General features: G+C 66.9%; 14 protein-coding genes. 10 read left to right on the top strand and 4 right to left on the bottom strand.

Translation table 11 applies throughout. The features are described 5' to 3' along the window. Positions 1–13: 13 nt before the first annotated feature. From SIN08_RS08920 to trxA, 10 genes are all read left to right on the top strand, one after another. On the top strand, positions 14–1,786 hold the full coding sequence (locus SIN08_RS08920) for a stimulus-sensing domain-containing protein (protein WP_416208042.1): 1,773 nt from the start codon (positions 14–16) through the stop codon (positions 1,784–1,786). Positions 1,787–1,791: 5 nt separating this feature from the next. After that, positions 1,792–2,238 carry an HPr kinase/phosphorylase gene (locus SIN08_RS08915; RefSeq protein ID WP_322451211.1) on the top strand — a complete coding sequence of 149 codons (447 nt, stop codon included), beginning with the start codon at positions 1,792–1,794 and terminating at the stop codon, positions 2,236–2,238. Between the two features lie 252 nt (positions 2,239–2,490). After that, complete coding sequence (locus SIN08_RS08910; RefSeq protein ID WP_322451210.1) at positions 2,491–2,892, top strand: PTS sugar transporter subunit IIA; 402 nt, start codon at positions 2,491–2,493, stop codon at positions 2,890–2,892. Further along, positions 2,889–3,194, top strand: coding sequence for an HPr family phosphocarrier protein (locus SIN08_RS08905; RefSeq protein ID WP_322451209.1), 306 nt, complete (start codon positions 2,889–2,891; stop codon positions 3,192–3,194). The genes SIN08_RS08910 and SIN08_RS08905 overlap by 4 nt, the downstream gene beginning before the upstream one ends. A 145-nt stretch (positions 3,195–3,339) precedes the next feature. Next, complete coding sequence (gene ahcY / locus SIN08_RS08900) at positions 3,340–4,737, top strand: adenosylhomocysteinase (RefSeq protein ID WP_322451208.1); 1,398 nt, start codon at positions 3,340–3,342, stop codon at positions 4,735–4,737. 192 nt (positions 4,738–4,929) lie between these two features. Next, on the top strand, positions 4,930–7,461 hold the full coding sequence (locus SIN08_RS08895; RefSeq protein WP_322451207.1) for an ATP-binding protein: 2,532 nt from the start codon (positions 4,930–4,932) through the stop codon (positions 7,459–7,461). Positions 7,462–7,471: 10 nt separating this feature from the next. Further along, positions 7,472–9,706, top strand: coding sequence for a tRNA (adenosine(37)-N6)-threonylcarbamoyltransferase complex ATPase subunit type 1 TsaE (tsaE, locus tag SIN08_RS08890; protein WP_322451206.1), 2,235 nt, complete (start codon positions 7,472–7,474; stop codon positions 9,704–9,706). Further along, entirely contained in the window at positions 9,703–12,831 is a 3,129-nt protein-coding gene (gene addB / locus SIN08_RS08885) for a double-strand break repair protein AddB (protein ID WP_416208037.1), read from the top strand. Before tsaE ends, addB begins: the two co-directional genes overlap by 4 nt. Continuing rightward, positions 12,828–16,349: a double-strand break repair helicase AddA gene (addA, locus tag SIN08_RS08880; RefSeq protein WP_322451205.1), complete on the top strand. Its 3,522-nt coding sequence runs from the start codon at positions 12,828–12,830 to the stop codon at positions 16,347–16,349. Before addB ends, addA begins: the two co-directional genes overlap by 4 nt. 74 nt (positions 16,350–16,423) lie before the next feature. After that, on the top strand, positions 16,424–16,747 hold the full coding sequence (trxA, locus tag SIN08_RS08875; RefSeq protein ID WP_322451204.1) for a thioredoxin: 324 nt from the start codon (positions 16,424–16,426) through the stop codon (positions 16,745–16,747). A 117-nt stretch (positions 16,748–16,864) separates the two neighbouring features. Here trxA and SIN08_RS08870 read toward each other — a convergent pair whose 3' ends face one another. Genes SIN08_RS08870 through cutA form a run of 4 tightly spaced genes read right to left on the bottom strand, consistent with a single transcriptional unit; the run spans position 16,865 to position 20,389 of the window. Continuing rightward, positions 16,865–18,193 carry a folylpolyglutamate synthase/dihydrofolate synthase family protein gene (locus tag SIN08_RS08870; RefSeq protein WP_322451203.1) on the bottom strand — a complete coding sequence of 443 codons (1,329 nt, stop codon included), beginning with the start codon at positions 18,191–18,193 and terminating at the stop codon, positions 16,865–16,867. A 31-nt stretch (positions 18,194–18,224) separates the two neighbouring features. After that, on the bottom strand, positions 18,225–19,163 hold the full coding sequence (gene accD / locus SIN08_RS08865; protein ID WP_322451202.1) for an acetyl-CoA carboxylase, carboxyltransferase subunit beta: 939 nt from the start codon (positions 19,161–19,163) through the stop codon (positions 18,225–18,227). 57 nt (positions 19,164–19,220) lie between these two features. Then, positions 19,221–20,063 carry a tryptophan synthase subunit alpha gene (gene trpA / locus SIN08_RS08860; RefSeq protein ID WP_322451201.1) on the bottom strand — a complete coding sequence of 281 codons (843 nt, stop codon included), beginning with the start codon at positions 20,061–20,063 and terminating at the stop codon, positions 19,221–19,223. Then, positions 20,060–20,389, bottom strand: coding sequence for a divalent-cation tolerance protein CutA (gene cutA, locus SIN08_RS08855; protein ID WP_322451200.1), 330 nt, complete (start codon positions 20,387–20,389; stop codon positions 20,060–20,062). Before cutA ends, trpA begins: the two co-directional genes overlap by 4 nt.

Raw genomic sequence — 20,389 nt, 5'->3', positions numbered from 1 at the left:
GTCGCTGGAGGTCATGGAGGCACGGGAAAAGAGAAGCTCCGCGACGGCGGAAAGGGCAGAGCGCTCTTCCTCCTGGCTGCTGAGCCGTCTGGCCGTGCCGGTCAGGCGGATGCTGGGCCATTACATGTTCTCCAGCCTGACCCGCCGCATCCTCATCCTCAATTTCGGCGCCATCGGCGTTCTGGTCGTCGGCATCCTCTACATCAACCAGTTCCGTGAAGCCCTCATCGACGCCCAGATCGAAAGCCTCCGGACGCAGGGCAGCATCATCGCCGGCGCTGTTGCCAGCTCGGCCACGGTCGAAACGGATTCGATCCTCATCGATCCCGACAAGCTGCTGGAGTTGCAGGCGGGCGAAAGTCTGCCACCGCGGACCGAGCAGCTCGAGAACCTCGATTTCCCGATCAATCCGGAGATCGTCGCCCCGCTTTTGCGCCGGGTGATCTCGCCGGCCAAGACGCGCGCGCGCATTTACGACCGTGACGCGAACCTGCTGCTCGATTCGCGCACGCTCTATTCGCGGGGACAGATCCTGCGCTACAACCTGCCGGCGGTGGAAGAGGAGGAGACCGGATTTCTCGACTGGCTCAAGGCCCGCTTCAAGGTGCTGTTCCAGCGCAACGAGTACCCGCTCGACAAGGAGCAGCCCGGCGGTAGCGGTGTCGCCTATGAGGAGGTGATGACCGCACTGACGGACGGCGTGCCGAGAGCCCTGGTGCGGCGCAGCGAGCAGGGCGAGCACATCATTTCGGTCGCTGTGCCCATCCAGCGTTTCCGGGCGGTGCTGGGCGTTCTTCAGCTTTCCACGCAGGGAGACGTCGACCGCATTCTCGCCGAGGAACGGCTTGCCATCCTGCGCGTCTTCGGCGTCGCCGCGCTGGTCACGGCGGTCCTGTCGCTCCTTCTGGCCTCGACCATTGCCAATCCGCTGCGTCGCCTGTCGGCGGCGGCGATCCGCGTACGCCGCGGCGTGCGCAAGAGGGAGGAGATTCCCGACTTTTCCCATCGTCAGGACGAGATCGGCAATCTGTCGATCGCGCTGCGCGACATGACCAAGGCGCTTTATGCCCGGATGGACGCCATCGAGAGCTTCGCCGCCGATGTCGCGCATGAATTGAAGAACCCGCTCACCTCGCTCGGCAGCGCGGTGGAGACGCTGCCTCTGGCGAAGGACGAGCGCTCGCGCGAACGGCTGCTGGAGATCATTCAGCACGACGTGCGCCGGCTCGACCGGCTGATCACGGATATCTCGGACGCGTCGCGTCTCGACGCCGAGCTCGTGCGCGAGGACGCCGAGCCCATCGATCTCAAGCAGTTCGTCGGCGACCTGGTGGCCGCCACCCGCGATATCGGGGGCAAGAAGAAGCCGGTGGACATCCGTTTCGAAGTCGAGGGCGCTCCGGGACGGAAGTTCACCGCGGCAGGGCACGACCTGCGGCTCGGCCAGGTGATCACCAACCTCATCGAGAACGCCCGTTCCTTCGTGTCCAGCGAGGACGGTCGCATCACCCTCACCCTCTCGCGCAGCGCCCGACGCATTCTCTTGACGGTCGAGGACAACGGACCGGGTATTCGCGCCGAGAACATCGAACGCATCTTCGAGCGCTTCTACACCGATCGCCCCTCGGGCGAGGCCTTCGGTCAGAACTCCGGCCTCGGTCTCTCCATCAGCCGGCAGATCATCGAAGCCCATGGCGGAACGCTGACTGCAGAGAATATCCCCGGGGCCAAGCCGGGGGAGATACGCGGCGCCCGCTTCGTCATCACGCTGCCTGCCGAGGACTGAGAGCCGTGGCCGGAAACAACCACCACGGCAGCCTGGTCGTCGTCGGCGAAACCGGCGTCTTCGTCACAGGGCCGTCCGGTGCCGGCAAGACGGCGTTGGCGCTCGCCCTCCTTCGTCATGGCGCGGCCTGCGGGTTCTTTGCGCGAATGGTCGGTGACGACCAGCTTTTCCTGTCGGCCGAAAACGGGCGCCTCGTCGGTCGCGCGGCGGAAACGATCGGCGGTCTCGCCGAGGCCCGAGGCTTCGGTCCCGCCCCCATCGCGCACGAGAATTGCGCCGTGATCGACCTGGTGGTCCAGCTGGTGCCGGCCGCGGTCGCACCCCGCGTGGACGAACATATGCAAGTCGTCCTGGCGGGTGTTCCCCTACCCTGCCTGAAACTTGCCGAGCGCGATCTCCAGGGCGCGGTTCTGGCCGTCGCGGCGCGCCTTGGGTTGCCGCCCTTCGCCTAGGCTGCGTCAAAAATCCGTCAAATGATGTCCATTTTGGGCTTGTCAACGCATTATCCGTTGACAAGATATCGCTTTTGCCGTGAGGCAGTCAGACGGAATCCCGGATATCCGGCGAAAGATAGCGCATCTTGCGTACCGAAATTGGCAAGCCAGTGGGCGGAGTGACAGATTGACGGCCTCGAAGCGCATGGACAGGGCGTCGGCGAGCCCGTGGGAATCCGCGACGGGGCACCGGGGGAGAGCGACCATCCGATGATTGGCATTGTTCTCGTCACCCATGGGCATCTGGCGGAGGAATTCCGCCATGCCGTGGAGCACGTCGTGGGCCCGCAGAACAATCTGGAGACCGTCTCCATCGGCGCCGAGGACGACATGGAGCAGCGCCGGCGCGACATCGTGGAGGCCGTCGCAAGCGCCGATACCGGTGCCGGCGTGATCATCCTCACAGACATGTTCGGCGGGACGCCGTCCAATCTGGCGATCTCGGTCATGGATCCCGGACGGGTGGAAGTGGTCGCCGGCATGAACCTGCCGATGCTGATCAAGCTGTCCAGCGTACGGTCCGGCAACGATATGGCGCTTGCGCTCGAGGAGGCACAGACGGCCGGCCGCAAATACATCAACGTGGCAAGCCAGGTGCTCAACGGCAAATGAGCGTGTCGCCGAGCGGATCCACCGAGAAGGATGTCATTACCCGCAACTTCTCCATCGTCAATCAGCGTGGCCTGCACGCGCGCGCTTCCGCCAAGTTCGTGCAGCTCGTTGCTGGCTATGACGCCAGGGTGACGGTCGAGCGTGACGGCATTTCGGTGGGCGGCACCTCGATCATGGGCCTGATGATGCTGGCCGCGAGCCCGGGCTGCACCATCACGGTCACCGCGCGCGGCCGCGAGGCGGCTGACGTGATGGCGGCACTCGAAAAGCTGATCGCCAGCCGCTTCGGCGAGGAGACCTGAGGCTTCACCCTACAACTCACATAGCCACATAAACATTTCTTTATATTTTTATTCGATTGTCGCCCGTGGCCCGATCTGCTAGGCAAATACGGGTACCGCGCCGCTTGTGCGCTGCTGAAAACCATGCCGAGCTGGAGCTGAGCCGATGCCTGACAAAGATTACGTCGTGGCCGACATTTCCCTTTCCGACTGGGGCCGCAAGGAAATCGAGATTGCCGAAACCGAGATGCCCGGCCTGATGGCCTGCCGCGCCGAATTCGGTTCCGACAAACCCCTCAGGGGCGCGCGCATTTCCGGCTCGCTCCACATGACGATCCAGACGGCTGTGCTGATCGAGACCCTGCAGGCGCTGGGCGCGGAGGTGCGCTGGGCCTCCTGCAACATCTTTTCCACCCAGGACCATGCCGCCGCGGCGATCGCCGAAACCGGCACCCCGGTCTTCGCTGTCAAGGGCGAGACGCTGGAGGAGTACTGGACCTATACCGACCGCGTCTTTCAGTGGCCGGACGGTGAACCGTCCAACATGATTCTGGACGACGGTGGCGACGCCACCATGTACATCCTGCTCGGCGCGCGTGCCGAGGCCGGCGAGGACGTTCTGTCCAATCCCGGTAGCGAGGAGGAAGAGGTGCTCTTCGCCCAGATCAAGAAACGCATGGCCGCGACGCCCGGCTTTTTCGCCCGCCAGCGTGACGCCATCCGCGGTGTCACGGAAGAGACCACCACCGGCGTCAACCGGCTCTACCAGCTCCAGAAGAAGGGTCTTCTGCCCTTCCCCGCGATCAACGTGAACGATTCCGTCACCAAGTCGAAATTCGACAACAAGTACGGCTGCAAGGAATCCCTGGTGGACGGCATCCGCCGCGCCACCGACGTGATGATGGCCGGCAAGGTGGCTATCGTCTGCGGCTACGGTGATGTCGGCAAGGGGTCGGCGCAGTCGCTTGCGGGCGCCGGCGCCCGCGTCAAGGTCACGGAGGCCGATCCGATCTGCGCCCTGCAGGCGGCCATGGACGGCTTCGAGGTCGTCACACTTGAGGACGCCGTGCCCACGGCCGACATCATCATCACCGCCACGGGAAACAAGGACGTCGTCTCCCTCGACCAGATGCGCCGGATGAAGGACATGGCGATCCTCGGCAATATCGGCCATTTCGACAACGAGATTCAGGTCTCGGCCCTGCGCAATTTCAAATGGACGAACATCAAGCCGCAGGTCGACCAGATCGAGTTTTCCGACGGCAAGCGCATCATCCTCTTGTCGGAAGGACGTCTGCTCAACCTCGGAAACGCCACCGGCCATCCCAGCTTCGTGATGTCCGCTTCCTTCACCAACCAGGTGCTGGCGCAGATCGAGTTGTGGGCCCGCGCCGGCCAGTACGAAAACCGCGTTTATGTGCTTCCCAAGCACCTCGACGAAAAGGTGGCGGGGCTGCATCTGGGCAAGCTCGGCGCGAAGCTGACCCAGCTCTCGGCCGAGCAGGCCGCCTATATCGGCGTCAGCCCGGAAGGTCCGTTCAAGCCGGATCACTACAGGTACTAATTTTTTCACGCTGTACCACAAGATATTGATGCCGGGCTCTTGACTTTCAGCCCGGCATTTCTTTTGCGCCGCTTTCCTTCTTCACCCGGATTCGCTGACCGGGTACAGTGCGGTGATTCGAGGCGCCGATTTGTTTGTGTACGGCGCTGATCGGGGCGGTCTTGATTATCATGCGGCGGAGAGGAACAAGACATGCCGGGGCTGAACCCGCTTTCCGGCGGGATTTCGGGGCCTCAGGCCCGTAGGAAAAGACGGGATCGCTTGTCCGCGCGGCTTGCCCGCGCGCCGTTGCCGGCGGTCGCTCTGGCGGCGACAGCTATCGGCGCCGCTGCGGCCGAGCACGAGATCGGCCTGCCGCTCGGCGGCAGCCTCTCGGTCGGCACGCTGGAGGTGATCCAGCTCGCCAGCTTCGCGGGCGTCATGGGGGCAGCCCTTCTGTCGGCGATCTGGCTCATTCGCCAGCGCGCCCGCATCTCGGCGGAAAATATCGACCTCAGGACCCGGATCGCCGAGCTCTCCGGCGCACTCTCCCGCTCCGAGGCGCTTCTCAATCTCCGTGACCAGCGCATCGTCGTGTGGCCGGGAGACGGCGGCCGTCCTTCCGTCGTCGGCGAGCTGCCGATCGACAGCGGCGCGCCCCGCGAGCGCAGCACCTTTCTCGCCTTCGGCCGCTGGCTGATGCCGAAATCCGCTTCCGCGCTTGATCGTGCCGCCGAGGCGCTGCGGGACAGGGGGGAGGGGTTCGACCTCGTGGCCGAGACGCGCGCCGGGATTCTGCTCGAGGTGCAGGGCCGCAAGTCCGCCCTGCACGCGGTCATTCGCTTCTCGTCGCTTTCCGCCGCGCAGGCCGAGCACGCCAGACTCAAGCTCGCCCATGAACGCCTGAAGGAAGATCACGCCAATCTGCTGGGCCTCGTCAACGCCCTCGACATGCCCTTCTGGCTGCGCGACGAGGAGGGCCGGCTGAAATGGGTGAACGCGGCCTATGCGCGGGCGGTCGAGGCCGATCCGGAGCAGGCGGTCCGCGAGGTCCGCGATCTCCTGCCCACCCCGGTGCGGACCGCGCTTCAAGAGCATCACCGGCATGACGGGGTCTATCGTGATTCCGTCTCGACGGTGGTGGGCGGCGACCGATGCGTCTACACGGTGACCGATTTCGCCACCGGCAAGGGCAGCGCCGGGATTGCGGTGGATACGAGCGAGGCGGACGCGCTCAAGCGCGAGTTCGAGCGCACCGTGCGCAGCCACGCCGACACGCTGGACCAACTCACCACGGCCGTTGCCATCTTCGACGAGCACCAGAAGCTGAAGTTCTTCAACCAGGCTTTCCAGAAATTGTGGGATCTGGAACCCGGCTTTCTCGACGGCGGCCCGGAGAACGCGCTCGTGCTCGACCGGCTGCGCAGCGACGGCAAGCTGGCCGAACAGCCGGAATGGCGCCGCTGGAAGGAGCAGCTCCTTTCCGCCTATCGCGCCGTTGAGCCGGAGGAGCACTGGTGGCATCTGCCCGACGGCCGCACGATACGCGTCATCGCCAACCCGCAGCCCAAGGGCGGCGTCACCTGGGTTTTCGAGAACCTGACGGAAAAGTTCGACTTGGAATCGCGCTACAACGCCGTCGTCCAGGTGCAGAGCGAGACCCTGGACAATCTCGCCGAAGGGGTCGCCGTCTTCGGTCCCGATGGCCGCCTGCGCCTGTCGAATCCCGCTTTCCGCAGGCTGTGGGAGCTTCCCGAGAAACTGATCGACGGGGACGTCCACATCTCGCTCTTGAAGGCGGCCTGCGACGCGGTGGCCGCCCCCAGTCCCTGGAGCGACTTCGTTGCTGCGGCGACCGGCTTCGACGACGAGCGGCGCGACAGCCACGGCCGCACCGAACTCGTCAACGGCACGATCCTGAGCTACGCCATCATCCACCTGCCGAACGGGCAGGTCATGATGACCTTCGTCGACGTCACCGACAGCGTCAATGTCGAGCGCGCGCTGAAGGAGAAGAACGAGGCGCTGGAAAAGGCCGACAAGCTGAAGAACGATTTCGTCCAGCACGTCTCCTACGAGCTGCGCTCGCCGCTCACCAACATCATCGGCTTTACCGAGCTTCTGGCGCTCGAGACCACCGGGCCGCTCGGCAAGCGCCAGCGCGAATATGTGGATCATATCGGCTCGTCCTCATCGCTCCTCCTGACGGTCGTCAACGATATCCTCGATCTGGCCACCGTCGATGCCGGCATCATGGAGCTGGAGTTCGCGGAAGTGCCGATCCGGCCCACGGTGGAGGCGGCGGCCGACCTCGTCTCCGACCGTCTGCGCGAGCACGGCATCACCCTGGACCTCGATCTCGACGCTGCGCCCGCCGCTTTCCACGCCGATGAAAACCGCATCCGGCAGGTCCTCTACAATCTGCTGAGCAATGCCGCGAATTATGCGCCGGAGGGAGGCAGGGTATCGCTCACCGTCACGGAGGCCGGCGAGGCCGTCGCCTTCAGGGTGCACGACAACGGGCCCGGCATGTCGCCGGAGGTGCTGCAGACCATTTTCCGCCGCTTCGAGCCACGCAGCAATGGCGGGCGCCGGCGCGGGGCCGGGCTCGGGCTGTCCATCGTCAAGAGCTTCGTGGAGCTGCATGGTGGCACGGTGGAGATCGACACCGGCGAGGGGCGCGGCACCGCCGTCACATGCCGTTTCCCGCTCGCCCCGACAGGTGTCCGCGAAGCGGCGGAATAGACCGGAATTGATGGCGGCGCCTCAGCCTTTTTTGCGCTTTCTGCCCGACGAGCAGGCGACGGACCGCCTGGGCGACGACCTGGCCGCGGCGCTGCGGCCAGGCGACGTGGTGGCGCTGCACGGCGACCTCGGCATGGGCAAGACGGCGCTGGCGCGCGCCATTCTCCGGGCGATTGCCGGTGATCCGCAGCTCGAGGTGCCGAGTCCCACCTTCACCCTCGTGCAGAGCTATGATCTGCGCATCCCCGTCCACCATTTCGATCTCTACCGCCTGTCCGACCCGGAGGAGCTGGAAGAACTCGGCTTCGGCGAAGCCACGGCGGGGGGCGTGGCGCTGGTGGAATGGCCCGAGCGTGCGCCAGATGCCTTGGCCGGGGCGATCCACCTTTTCCTGCGCGAGCACGACGGCGGCCGCGAAGCCGAGATCCAGGCACCAGCCGATGCCGCCGCGCGCATCGCCCGCTCCCTCGCCATTCGCGGGTTTCTCGACGCCGGCGGATATGGCGGCGCCCGCCGTACCTTCCTGCTCGGCGATGCGTCGATCCGCGCCTACGAGACCGTAACTCCCGGGAAGGGGGAACGCCTCATTCTCATGGACGCGCCGCAAAGGCACGACGAGCCGATCGTCCGCGACGGTCTGCCCTACAGCCGGATCGCCCGCCTCGCCCAGTCCGTGACCGCCTTCGTCGGCGTGGCCAACGGCCTGCGTGAAGCCGGCTTCGCCGCACCGCGCATCTACGCTCAGGATCTCGACGCCGGGTTGCTTCTGATCGAGCATCTGGGCGAAACACAGTTCCCGGCTGCCGACGGCACGCCCGTGAAGGCGCGCTACGAAGCGGCCGCCGGCCTCCTGGCCGCCCTCCACGATCGTGACTGGCCGCAAAGCTTCCCGGTCGCCGAAGGTGTCGACCACACCCCACCCCCCTATGACCATGCCGCGCTCGCCATCGAAACCGAGTTGCTCGTCGACTGGTACCTGCCCCATGTAAAGGGGCGCGCGGCAAGCAAGGCAGAGCTGACGGAATTCAGGCGCTTGTGGTCCTCCCTCTTCGACCGGCTCGACCACAGCGAGCAGAGCCTCGTCCTGCGCGACTTCCATTCGCCCAACATCATCTGGCGGGAGAAGAAGAAGGGCCTCGACAGGCTCGGCCTGATCGACATCCAGGACGCTGTCTTCGGCCCCGCCGCCTATGACGTGGCGGCGCTGGCGCTGGATTCGCGCATCACGATACCGCCCTCCCTGGAACAGGCGGTCGTCGAAGCCTATTGCGCCGCCCGGCGCAAGCCGGATTTCAACCGCGAGGCCTTCGCCGAGGCCTATGCAATCGCCGCCGCCCAGCGCAACACCAAGCTTCTGGGCACCTTCGTCCGCCTCGCACGGCGCGACGGCAAGCCCGGCTACCTGCGGCACCTGCCGCGCATCCGCACCTATCTCGAGCGGGTGCTTGCCCACCCCGTGCTTGCCGATTTGAGCGCTTTCTATCGCGCGCATCGGCTTTTTGGAGGGAGACACAGCGTGAGCGTGCCGATCCCCGAAAAGGCGATGGTGCTTTCAGCCGGTCTCGGCACGCGCATGCGCCCGCTGACGGAAACCGTGCCCAAGCCGCTGGTGCCGGTGGGCGGAAAACCGCTGGTCGACTGGGGTCTCGACGCGCTGGAACGTGCCGGTGTGGCCGAGGCCGTGGTCAACATCCATCATCTGCCCGAGCTGATGCTGGCGCATCTTGCCGGCCGCAAAAGGCCGCACGTGACGATTTCCGATGAGCGGGAGAGACTGCTCGATTCGGGCGGCGGCATCGTGAAGGCGCTGCCGCTGCTCGGGGCGGCCCCTTTTCTCGTCCTCAACGCCGACACCTTGTGGATCGACCGCTCCACGTCCAATCTGGTGCGACTTGCCCTTGCGTGGGACCCCGCCCGCATGGATATACTCCTCCTGCTGGCGGATCCAAAAACCGCCACGGGACACACCGGGAAAGTGGATTTCACGATGGACGCGGATGGGCGGCTGAAGCGCGCGCACGAAAGCGCCGACGGCTTCATCTATGCAGGAAGCGGCATTCTCCGTCCGCAGCTGTTCGAAGTGGCGCCGGCGGAGCCGCATTCCCTTAACCGCTATTTCGATCGCGCCATTGCTGCCGGGCGCCTCTTCGGCCTGCCGCTCGACGGCCACTGGCTGACCGTCGGCACGCCCGAGGCGATCGCCCCGGCCGAGGCGGTGCTGCGGCGGTTCGGCCGGGCGCCGTGACGGGTTTGCGCACCGCACCGCAGGTCTTTTCCATTCCGCCCGGCGTGCCGTTTCTGCCGGCCCTTGCCGACGCGCTGCTTTCGGGCCGGCTGGTGCCCGGCTTCCGCTATGACGGCGATCCGCTGGCGCTGGCCGACGTCACCATCTATCTGCCCACCCGCCGTGCGGCGCGCGCGTTGAGAAGCGTTTTCCTGGATCGTCTGGGCGGCCGCGCAACCATCCTGCCCGCCATCCGCCCGCTGGGTGAGTTCGAGGCCGAACGCGCGGACATCGAGGGGGAAGGCGGTGCGGCCGCTCTCGACCATGCGCCCCCCATCGGCGCGCTCGAGCGCACGCTCCTTCTCGCTCCGCTGGTCCGGGCCTGGAAGGCGCGCGTGCCGGCGCATGTGGCGGCGCTCTTCGAAGAAGGCGTGGTCGTGCCGGCCTCGCTGAGCGACAGCCTCTGGCTTGCCCGTGACCTCGCCGCGCTCATGGATGAGGTGGAGACGGAAAATGCCGACTGGCGCAAGCTGACCGAACTGGTCCCGCGTGAACTCGCCGGCTGGTGGCAGGTCACGCTCGAGTTCCTGAACATCGTTACCGGCATCTGGCCCGATGTTCTGGCAGCGCACGACCGCTCGAACCCTGCCGCCCACCGCAACGCCATGCTGGCGGCGGAGGCGGAGAGGCTCAAGGGCAATCCCGGCAGCGGCCCGGTGATCGCCGCCGGCTCCACGGGCTCCATTCCCGCCACCGCCGAGCTCCTGCGTACCATCGCACGCCTCGAAAACGGCGCCGTCGTCCTGCCCGGGCTCGATCTCTCCCTCGACGAGGAGTCGTGGCGGGCCGTCGGCGCCAGCGAGGAGCCGTCCGCCTGCGGCCATCCGCAGTTCGGCCTGAAGAAGCTGGTCACCGCCCTTGATATCGAGCGCCCGGACGTGGCGGAAATCGCTACGCCCGGGCCCGCCCTTGCTGCCCGGCGCCGGCTGATCAGCGAAGCCTTGCGCCCGGCGGAAACCACCGATCTCTGGGCCGGCGGCAGAGAGGCCGTGGACCGTGCGCTGGCCGAAGGCGCACTCGCGGGGTCCAGCCTCATCGAAGCGGCGAACGAGCGCGAGGAGGCTTCCGCCATTGCCGTTGCCCTGCGCCACGCCGTCGCCCGTGAAGGCGCCACGGCGGCGCTGGTCACCCCGGACCGGGCACTCGCCCGCCGTGTGGCGGCGGAGTTGCGCCGCTTCGACCTCCATGCCGACGATTCCGGCGGCACGCCGCTTGCCGACAGCGTGCCCGTCACCTTGATGCGGCTAATGTTGCAGGCGGTCTGCCGCCCCGAGGAGCCCGTCGCCATCATCGGCCTCCTGAAACATCCGTACATGCAGCTCGGTCTCCCGCGGATGCAGGTCCGCGCCGGCGCGGAGATCATCGAACTTGTCGCCCTGCGCGGCGGTACCGGCCGGCCGGACGTCATGGCCCTCGCCGATCTCTTCGAGCAGCGCTACGCGGCGCTGGTCGGATCGCGGCGCAGGCCCAACTGGTTCGGCCGGCTCGGCGAAGAGGATTTGCGGGCCACGCGACAAGTCCTGTCGGCGCTTCACGCGGCGCTCGCACCGCTTTCCGCCTTGCGCGGGGACCGCGCGGCCACGCTCGGCGCCGTCGCCCGTGCATCCGTCGAGGCGCTTGAGGCGCTGGCCCGCGATGCCGAGGGCGCGCTGACGCTGCTCTACGATGGTGAAAGCGGCGAGGCGCTCGCCCGCTTTCTGCGCGATCTGGTCGAAACACGGACGGATCTTGCAATCGATCTCGTGGAATGGCCGGACGTCTTCGACGCACTCATTGCCGGACAGGTGGTCAAACCGGCCCCCGGCGCGGACCATCGCGTGGCGATCTGGGGCACGCTCGAAGCACGGCTGCAGAACGTGGACACGCTGGTGCTCGGCGGGCTCAACGAGGGCACCTGGCCGCAGGTGCCGCCGTCTGACCGTTTCATGTCACGCCTGATGAAGGCCGAGCTTGCGCTGGAGCCGCCGGAACGGCGCATCGGGCTTGCCGCCCATGACTTCATGATGGCCATGGGCGCGCCGGAAATCGTGCTCTCCCGTTCCGCCCGCACCGGGGATGCGCCCGCCGTCGCCTCGCGCTGGCTGCAGAGGCTCGTCGCCTGCGCCGGACCGGCCGAGGCCGACGCCATGCGCCAGCGCGGACGGCGCTTCGTCGGCTGGGCGCGCGCGCTGGAAGCGGTGGCGGACCAGAATTTCGCCCCCCGCCCCTGCCCGAAGCCGCCGCTCGAGGCACGGCCCGTGCACTTCTCCGTCACCGAGATCGAGTTGCTGCGGCGCGATCCCTACGCGGTCTATGCAAAGCGCATTCTCGGCCTTGCGCCGCTGGAGCCGTTCATCCGCGACCCCGGCGCGGCCGAGCGCGGCAGCCTCTTCCACGATATCCTGCAGGAATTCACCCGGTTGCAGGCCGATCCTCGCGCCCCCGATGCGCTCGAACGGCTCCTTCAGGCCGGCCGAGCGGTCTTCGCCGAGACCGGCCTTCCCTCGGACGTCGAGGCGGTCTGGTGGCCGCGATTCGAGCGCACGGCCCATGGCGTCATCGCTTGGGAGCGGGCGCGGGCGGAAGGTATCGCCACCCGCCATGCCGAAATCCGTGCCGCGCCAATTGCCGTCGGCGCGACGGGCAATACGCTTTCCGGCCGGGCCGACCGCATCGACCTGCGGCGCGATGGCACCGCAGACATCATCGACTACAAGACAGGCGCCCTGCCCTCCAAGCCGCAGGCGCACCGTCTGCTGGCGCCGCAGCTCGCGCTGGAGGCCGCCCTTCTCGCCCGCGGCGCCTTCGCTGAGCTGGGCAATCCGCCACCTGCGGATCTTTGCTATGTGCGCCTGCGCGCAAACGGCACGGTGGAGCCCGAATCCATCCTGAAGATCAGGGACAGCGAGAAGTCGGGAAGCGCGCTCGCCGAAGAGGCGTGGGAGCGGCTCCAAAAGCTGCTCGCCCACTACCAGTCGCCGGACGCCGGCTATCTTTCCCGTGCTCTGCCGTTCAAGGAAGGTGACACGGAAGGCGATTACGACCATCTGGCCCGCGTTCTGGAGTGGTCGGCGGGCGGCGATGCGGGTGCGGGGGACGGCGAATGAACAAGCGCCTGCGCATCCCCGAGGATACCGCGGAAACCCAGGCGCTCGCTTCCGATCCCGCGCTTTCGGCCTGGGTGTCCGCCAATGCCGGCTCGGGCAAGACCCATGTGCTGGCGAGCCGCGTCATCCGCCTCCTGCTCAAGGGAACCGACCCCGCCAAGATCCTCTGCCTCACCTATACGCGCGCCGCCGCCGCCAACATGGCCAACCGCGTCTTCGATATCCTGGCGAAGTGGAGCCTCCTGCCCGACGAGGCCCTGGCCGGCGAGATCGTAGCACTCGAAGGGCGCCGGCCGGGCGCGGAGAAGCTGCGCCGCGCGCGCCGGCTTTTCGCCCGCGCGCTCGAGACGCCGGGCGGCTTGAAGATCCAGACGATCCACGCCTTCTGCGAGGCGATCCTGCATCAGTTCCCGCTCGAGGCGAATATTGCCGGCCATTTCGAACTGCTCGATGCACAGATGGAGGAAGCGCTTTTCGCCGAAGCGCGGCGCGACTTGCTTACCAGCATCGCCGCCGAACGCGACGGTCCGCTGGCCGAAGCCTTCGCGCAGGTGCTGGAGCGTGGCGGCGAAAGCGGCCTGCAGGCCCTGCTCGGCGAGATCGTCGCCCGGCGCGAGGGCCTGCGCCTCTTCATCGACGGCGCGACCGACGGGAACACGCCGCTGCCCGCCCTCCTGGCCGAATTCGGCTTCGGCGAAGGCGAGACCGCGCAAAGCCTCGCTGCCGAGGCCTGGCCGGTGCCTGGCTTTGGGCCCGTCGAATACGATCATTTCGTGAGCGCCGCGCAGGAGGCGGGGGCGAGCCTTGTATTGAAGAACATCGTGCCCGATGCATCGGCCGCCTTCGCGGAAACCGATCCGGTGCGCCGCCTCGATCTTCTGGCGCACGGTTTCCTGAAGGCCGACGGCGAGCTCTATGGCGAGAAGACGTTCAAGGCTGCGCTCAAGGATCGCCTGCCCGGCATCTATGAGCGCTATCTGGAAGCGGCCGCCTTTCTCTCCCGCATTGCCGACCGGCTGGCGCTCCTGCGCATGCTGGAGGCCACCGCAGCCGCGGTGACGATCGCTGATGCGCTGATCGCCCGTTACGAGCGCCTGAAGCGCGCCCGCGGCTTTCTCGATTTCAACGACCTCATCATGCGCACCGTGCGTCTGCTGGCGCGTCAGGACGTCGGCCCGTGGGTCCAGTACAAGCTCGACCGCGGCATCGACCATATCCTCATCGATGAGGCGCAGGACACGAGCCCCCACCAATGGGAGATCGTGCGTCAGCTGGCGGAAGAATTCTTTGCTGGCGAAGGTGCGCGCGAGGGTGTGGAGCGGACCATCTTCGCCGTCGGCGACGAGAAGCAGTCGATCTATTCCTTCCAGGGCGCGGAGCCTGCCGCCTTCGCCGAGAGCGGCACCGTCTTCGCAAAGCGCGTCCCGGCGAGCGGCAGCCGCTTCGAGAAGGTGCGGCTGACACGATCCTTCCGGTCGACCGAGGATGTGCTGCGCGCCGTCGATCTGGTGTTCGCGCGCGAGGAAGTTCGCGAGGGCCTGACGCTCTATCGCGAGCCGATCGAGCATAAGGCCATTCGCGAGAACGCGCCGGGTTACGTGGAGGTCTGGTCGCCGCTCAGCCCGCAGGTGGTGGAGGAGCCGGATGACTGGACCCAGGCCGTCGACCACGCCTCCGCGCCGGCCGCCCGGCTGGCCGAGGTGATCGCCGCCGAGATCGAGCGCTGGCTGAAGAGCGGCGAGGTTCTCGAGGGCAAGGGGCGCCGCCTCCGCCCGGGCGACGTCATGGTGCTGGTGCGCAAGCGCGACCGCTTCGTGCATGCCCTGTCGCGCAGCCTGAAAAACCGGCAGATATCGGTCGCCGGCGCTGACCGCTTGCGGCTCACCGGTCACATCGCCGTTAAGGATCTGATGGCGCTCGGCCGTTTTCTCCTGCAGTCGAATGACGATCTGTCGCTTGCCGCGATCCTGAAAAGCCCTCTCTTCGGGTTGAACGAAGATGCGCTATTCCGGCTTGCCTGGCCCCGCGAAGGCGGGATGTCGCTCTTCGGCGCCATGCGGCGCAAGGCACACGAGGATGCGCGCCTGAAGGAAATTCTCGACACGTTGCTGGCCTGGCAGAACGAGGCCGCCTTCAAGCCCGTCTACGAGTTCTATGCCGGGATTCTCGCCGGCACGCCCGAGCGCCCGGGCGCGCGCGGCCGTTTTGTTGCCCGGTTAGGGCACGAGGCGCACGACATTCTGGACGAATTCCTGTCCTTTTGTCTCGCCGGCGAGAAGACGGGCCTGATCGGGCTGGAAGCGCTTCTGGCCACCCTTGAAGGCGCGGCCCCCGAGGTCAAGCGCGAGATGGACCAGTCGCGCGACGAGATTCGTATCATGACCGTTCACGCGGCGAAGGGTCTGGAGGCGCCGGTGGTCTTCCTGGTCGACCCCGGCAGCGCCCCGGTCAGCAGCAATCATATGCCGTGCCTGATGCCTTTCGCGATGAAAGGGCTCGGCCGTCGGTTAACGGGCTATCTCTGGCGTCAGGGCAAGGACCTTGCCAATTCCGCCGCCCGCCAGTTCGAGGCGGAGGTGCGCCGCAAGGCCGAGGAGGAGTACCGGCGCCTGCTCTACGTGGGCATGACGCGTGCCGAAGATCGTCTCATCGTCTGCGGCTATCACGGCGCGCGGCGCGCGCCCGATACGTGGCATACGTTGGTGCGCGAGGCTTTCGCCGCCGCGCCCGGAACAGAGGAGCGCGACACGCCGGAGGCTTGCGCACCGGTTCTGCGTTTCCGGGTCACACCGCTCACGGAGACCGCGCCGGTCCAGTCCGACGGCGCGGCAGAAGCCGAGGTGGCACCGCTGCCGGCAGGGCTGGCGCAGCCGCTTCCCCCGCCCCCGGCGCTTCCACGGCCCCTGTCGCCTTCGGGCGCGGCGGCCCTGATCGACGGCGGCTACGAGGCGGCTGCCTCGTCCCGTTCGCCGGTCCTGGCGGCGGCGGTACCCGCCCTTGCCCTCGAGCGCGGCAATGCGGTCCACCGGCTGCTTCAGGTCCTGCCGGAGGTGCCGGCACACGCGCGCGAGACCGCCGCGCGCCGCTATCTGGCGCGCATCGCCGCCGGGTGGCCGGAAGGCGAGGCGGAAAGCGCCTGCCGCTCTGTGCTGGCGATCCTGAACGAATCCCGTTTTGCGCCCCTTTTCGCGCCCGCCTCGCGCGCCGAGGTTTCCGTCATGGGCGAGCTGACTGTCGGCGGCGTGCGTCGCGCGGTCGCCGGCAAGGTGGATCGGCTGGCGGTGACGGAGGATCGCGTCCTGATCGTCGACTACAAGACCAACCGCCCCGCCCCCGCCACCCTTTCCGAAGCGCCGCTGCCCTATGTCGCTCAGCTCGCCCTTTACGCGGAGCTGTTGAAGCCGCTCTATCCCGGCAAGGCCGTCGAGGCCGCCCTGCTCTTCACCGAGGCACCGCGCCTTCTCCCCGTGCCGGACGAGGCGCTGGCGACCGCCCTTGCCCGGCTCACGAGAGCGTGAGAAAAGGGCGCTTGAACTCTTATACGCCGCTTCCCACATCCCGGAGCGACTCTTGTTTTCTCAAGGAGAGGCTGATGGCCACCGTCACTGTCGACAACAACAACTTCCAGTCCGATGTGCTGCAGGCAAGCGAACCCGTGGTGGTGGACTTCTGGGCGGAATGGTGCGGACCGTGCAAGATGATCGCCCCCGCGCTCGAGGAAATCTCCGCCGAGATGAACGGCAAGATCAAGGTCGCCAAGCTCAACATCGACGAGAATCCGGAGCTCGCCGCACAGTATGGCGTGCGCTCGATTCCGACATTGATGATCTTCAAGGACGGTGAAGTGGCCGACATGAAAGTGGGCGCCGCACCCAAGACGGCCCTTTCGGCCTGGATCGGCGGCGCGGTCGCGTAAGACGCCGTCCCGTTTCCATGAACTTCAGACAAAAGGCCCGGCTGACGCCGGGCCTTTTTGTTGCTGCGGTTCGGAATTTTGCCTTTTACCGTCGGCGGCGTTCGGGGAGCGCTGGTATTACTCCGGCGGCGTGCCGTTTTCGGCAAGCACCTCGCCGACGAGGTATAGCGAACCGCCGATCAGGATCCGGGGCGGTGTCTCGCCTTCCCAGGTATCGGCAAGCAGCTTCAACGCATTGGCGACCGAGTTGACCGGTTCCGCGGACAATCCGGCCTCGCCGGCGCGGGCGGCCAGTTCGCTGTTGGGCACGCCCGCCTCGCTGCTTCTCACCGGAACCGTGTAGACATGCCGCGCCATCCCCTGGAAGGCATGGAAATAGCCGGTCTGGTCCTTGGTGCTCAGCATCCCGGCGATGAGGATAAGCGGGCGCGGCCGCCGTTCCTCCGATTCCGCCAGCGCCTCGGCGATCACGGCGCCCGCGCCCGGATTGTGCCCGCCATCAATCCAGATCTCCGCGCCTTCAGGCGCCAGCGCCGAAAGCCGGCCCTCGGGCATGGCCTGCAGGCGTCCTGGCCATGAGACCGCCGTCATGGCGCGCTCGGCCGTCCGGTCGGCGACCGGAAAGCCCGCCGTCTTGACGGCGGCGATCGCCGCAGCGGCATTGGCGATCTGGTGCCGGCCGGCCAGCCGCGGCAGCGGCAGGTCAAACAGACCGCCCTCGTCCTGATAGACCATGCGGCCGCCTTCCTCGACGGCGATGAAGTTCTCCCCGTAGGCCTGCAGCGGGCAGTTGAGCCGCTCGGCCGTCTCGATGAGCACGTCGCGCGCGGCGTCCCATTCCTGCTGGCCGACGACGACGGGGACGCCGCGCTTGATGATGCCTGCCTTCTCGGCCGCGATCAGCTCCACCCGGTCGCCGAGATAGGCCTCATGGTCGAGCGAGATCGGCATGATGAGACTGACGGCGGGACGGGGAATGACATTGGTCGCGTCGAAGCGTCCGCCGAGTCCCACCTCGACGACCGCCGCATCCGCCGGGTGCTCGGAAAAGAGCACGAACATGACGGCCGTCAGGATCTCGAAGACGGTCACCTGTTCGCCGCGATTGGCTTCGGCCACGCGCTCCACCGCCTCGGCCAGCACGGCATCCTCTACCAGGCGCCCGCCACCCGCCGCCCCAAGCCGATAGCGCTCGTGCCAGCGTACCAGATGCGGCGAGGTGTGCACATGCACGGTTCTGCCGGATGCTTCGATGAGCGCCTGGGCGAAGGCGGCGGCCGAGCCCTTGCCGTTGGTGCCGGCGATGTGGATCACCGGCGGCAGCCGCTCATGGGGATTGCCGAGCCGCTCGAGCAGGCGGGCAATCCGCTCGAGCGACAGGTCGAACCCCTTCGGGTGGAGCGACATGAGCCGCTCGATGGCGCGCTCGGCGGTTTCCACGGTCATCAATGGCCTCGATCGGGAGAGGGCGACTGGCTTATGCCTGTTGCGCTTCGCTTTCGGCCGGTTCCTCTTCGGCCTCGGCCGGAGTCTCTTCCGCCGCTTCTTCGGTTTGCGTAAGCTCCGCGGGTGTCTTGAGCAGGATCTTCAGAAGCCGCGCGACCGTCTCCTTCATCTCCAGCCTTGAGACGACCATGTCCAGCATGCCGTGTTCCATCAGGTACTCGGCACGCTGAAAGCCCTCGGGCAGCTTCTCGCGGATCGTCTGCTCGATGACGCGCGGGCCGGCGAAGCCGATCAGCGCGCCCGGTTCGGCGATATGCACGTCGCCCAGCATGGCGTAGGAGGCCGTCACACCGCCGGTCGTCGGATGGGTGAGGACGACGATATAGGGCAGGCCGGCCTCCTTGAGACGGTCGACGGCGACCGTGGTGCGCGGAAGCTGCATCAGGGAAAAAATGCCTTCCTGCATACGCGCGCCGCCGGAGGCCGCGAACAGAACCAGCGGCAGCCGCCGCTCCACGGCGGTCTCGAAGCCGCGTACGATGGCCTCGCCCGCCGCCATGCCGAGCGAGCCGCCGATGAAGGCGAAATCCTGGACCGTGGCCAGCACCTCGAGGCCCTCGATGCGTCCGACGGCGTTCAGCACCGCGTCCTCGAGGCCCGTCTTTGCCCTGGCGTCGCGCAGGCGGTCGCTGTAGCGCCGCTCGTCGCGGAACTTCAGCGGGTCGGTGGGCGCCTTGGGGTTTTCCAGCGTCTCGTAGGCGCCCTCGTCAAAGAAGAACCTGAGCCGGTCCCTGGCCTTGATCTTCATGTGGTGGCCGGAGGAGGGGATGACCCACTGGTTCTCCTCCAGATCCTTGTGGAAGACCATTTCTCCGGTCTCCGGATCCTTGATCCAGAGGTTTTCCGGCATCTCGCGGCGACCGAACATGGAGTTGATCTTCGGCCGCACGTAATTGGTGATCCAGTTCATGGCCCAAGCCTTTCCCTTTTCCGCTCCGCGCGAGGCTCGCCGCGGATGATGCGCTTCCTATCCGGCAGCCGCAAGGCGCGCCTCGCGCACGCCGTCGGCGAGGCCGCGCACCAGTGTCGCCACCGCCTCGGCCGGATCGGCAGTGGTCTTGCCGTCGGGACCGAGCACATTGGCGACCGCATTGACGATCGCCGTGCCCACCACCACGCCGTCGGCGGCCGCACCGATGGCGCGCGCCTGGTTCGCCGTCTTCACGCCGAAGCCGACGCAGACGGGCAGGTCCGTGTGTCCCTTGATCCGGTTGACGGCGGCGCTCACCTTGGATGTATCGCTCAACGCCGATCCGGTAATGCCCGTCATCGACACGTAATAGACGAAACCCGACGTGTTCTCGAGCACCTTCGGCAGGCGCCTGTCGTCGGTGGTCGGGGTCGCCAGTCGGATGAAGTTGATGCCGGCGTCAAGGGCGGGCAGGCACAACTCCTCGTCCATCTCCGGCGGCAGGTCGACGACGATCAGCCCGTCGATACCGGCCTGCCTGGCGTCGGTCAGGAAGCGCTCGACCCCGTAGATATAGATGGGGTTGTAGTAGCCCATCATGACGATCGGGGTGCCGTCGTTCTCTTTGCGGAAGCTGCGCGCCATCTCAAGCGTCTTGGCCAGCGTCTGGCCGCCCTTGAGCGCGCGCAGGCCGGCCGCCTGGATCGCCGGGCCGTCGGCCATCGGATCGGAGAACGGCATGCCGAGCTCGATGATGTCGCTGCCGGCCTCGGGCAGTGCCTTCATCACCGAAAGCGAGGTCTCGTAGTCCGGGTCGCCGCCCATGAAATAGGTCACCAGCGCCGGCCGGTTCTCGGCCTTGAGCCGGGCAAAAAGCGTGTCGATGCGCGTGGCGGTCATGCCGGCTCCCTCGTCTCCTTGCGCAGCCAGTCGGCGTATTCCTGGTCGACATCCGTGATCGCCGTCGCCGTGATGGACGGCACCTCATAGGGGTGCAGCGGCCTGACCGCTGCGCAAACGGCATCGAAATGCTCGGCCCGCGTTTTCAAAAGCAGCGGCACTTCTTCGCCCTGCTCCACCACGCCCTGCCACCGATAGAGGCTCTGGATGGGCGCGAAGATGTTGGCGCAGGCAGCGAGCTTGTCGCCGATTACGGCTTCGGCGATCTTCACCGCCGTCTCGCGGTCGGGGCAGTTCACCCAGATATCGATGAAGTGCATCGTCAT

This window comes from Chelativorans sp. M5D2P16, assembly GCF_034427935.1.
Lineage (GTDB): Bacteria > Pseudomonadota > Alphaproteobacteria > Rhizobiales > Rhizobiaceae > Chelativorans.
The sequence above is the reverse complement of the archived record's forward strand: the minus strand, read 5'-3'. Positions and strand labels throughout refer to the sequence as shown.

Coding starts and splice junctions, on each gene's coding strand:
- addA (WP_322451205.1), top strand. CDS start 12,828: ATGAACAAGCGCCTGCGCATCCCCGAGGATACCGCGGAAACCCAGGCG.
- SIN08_RS08870 (WP_322451203.1), bottom strand. CDS start 18,193: ATGACCGTGGAAACCGCCGAGCGCGCCATCGAGCGGCTCATGTCGCTC.
- cutA (WP_322451200.1), bottom strand. CDS start 20,389: ATGACGATGCACTTCATCGATATCTGGGTGAACTGCCCCGACCGCGAG.
- SIN08_RS08895 (WP_322451207.1), top strand. CDS start 4,930: ATGCCGGGGCTGAACCCGCTTTCCGGCGGGATTTCGGGGCCTCAGGCC.
- tsaE (WP_322451206.1), top strand. CDS start 7,472: ATGGCGGCGCCTCAGCCTTTTTTGCGCTTTCTGCCCGACGAGCAGGCG.
- trpA (WP_322451201.1), bottom strand. CDS start 20,063: ATGACCGCCACGCGCATCGACACGCTTTTTGCCCGGCTCAAGGCCGAG.
- accD (WP_322451202.1), bottom strand. CDS start 19,163: ATGAACTGGATCACCAATTACGTGCGGCCGAAGATCAACTCCATGTTC.
- SIN08_RS08910 (WP_322451210.1), top strand. CDS start 2,491: ATGATTGGCATTGTTCTCGTCACCCATGGGCATCTGGCGGAGGAATTC.
- ahcY (WP_322451208.1), top strand. CDS start 3,340: ATGCCTGACAAAGATTACGTCGTGGCCGACATTTCCCTTTCCGACTGG.
- trxA (WP_322451204.1), top strand. CDS start 16,424: ATGGCCACCGTCACTGTCGACAACAACAACTTCCAGTCCGATGTGCTG.
- SIN08_RS08920 (WP_416208042.1), top strand. CDS start 14: ATGGAGGCACGGGAAAAGAGAAGCTCCGCGACGGCGGAAAGGGCAGAG.
- SIN08_RS08905 (WP_322451209.1), top strand. CDS start 2,889: ATGAGCGTGTCGCCGAGCGGATCCACCGAGAAGGATGTCATTACCCGC.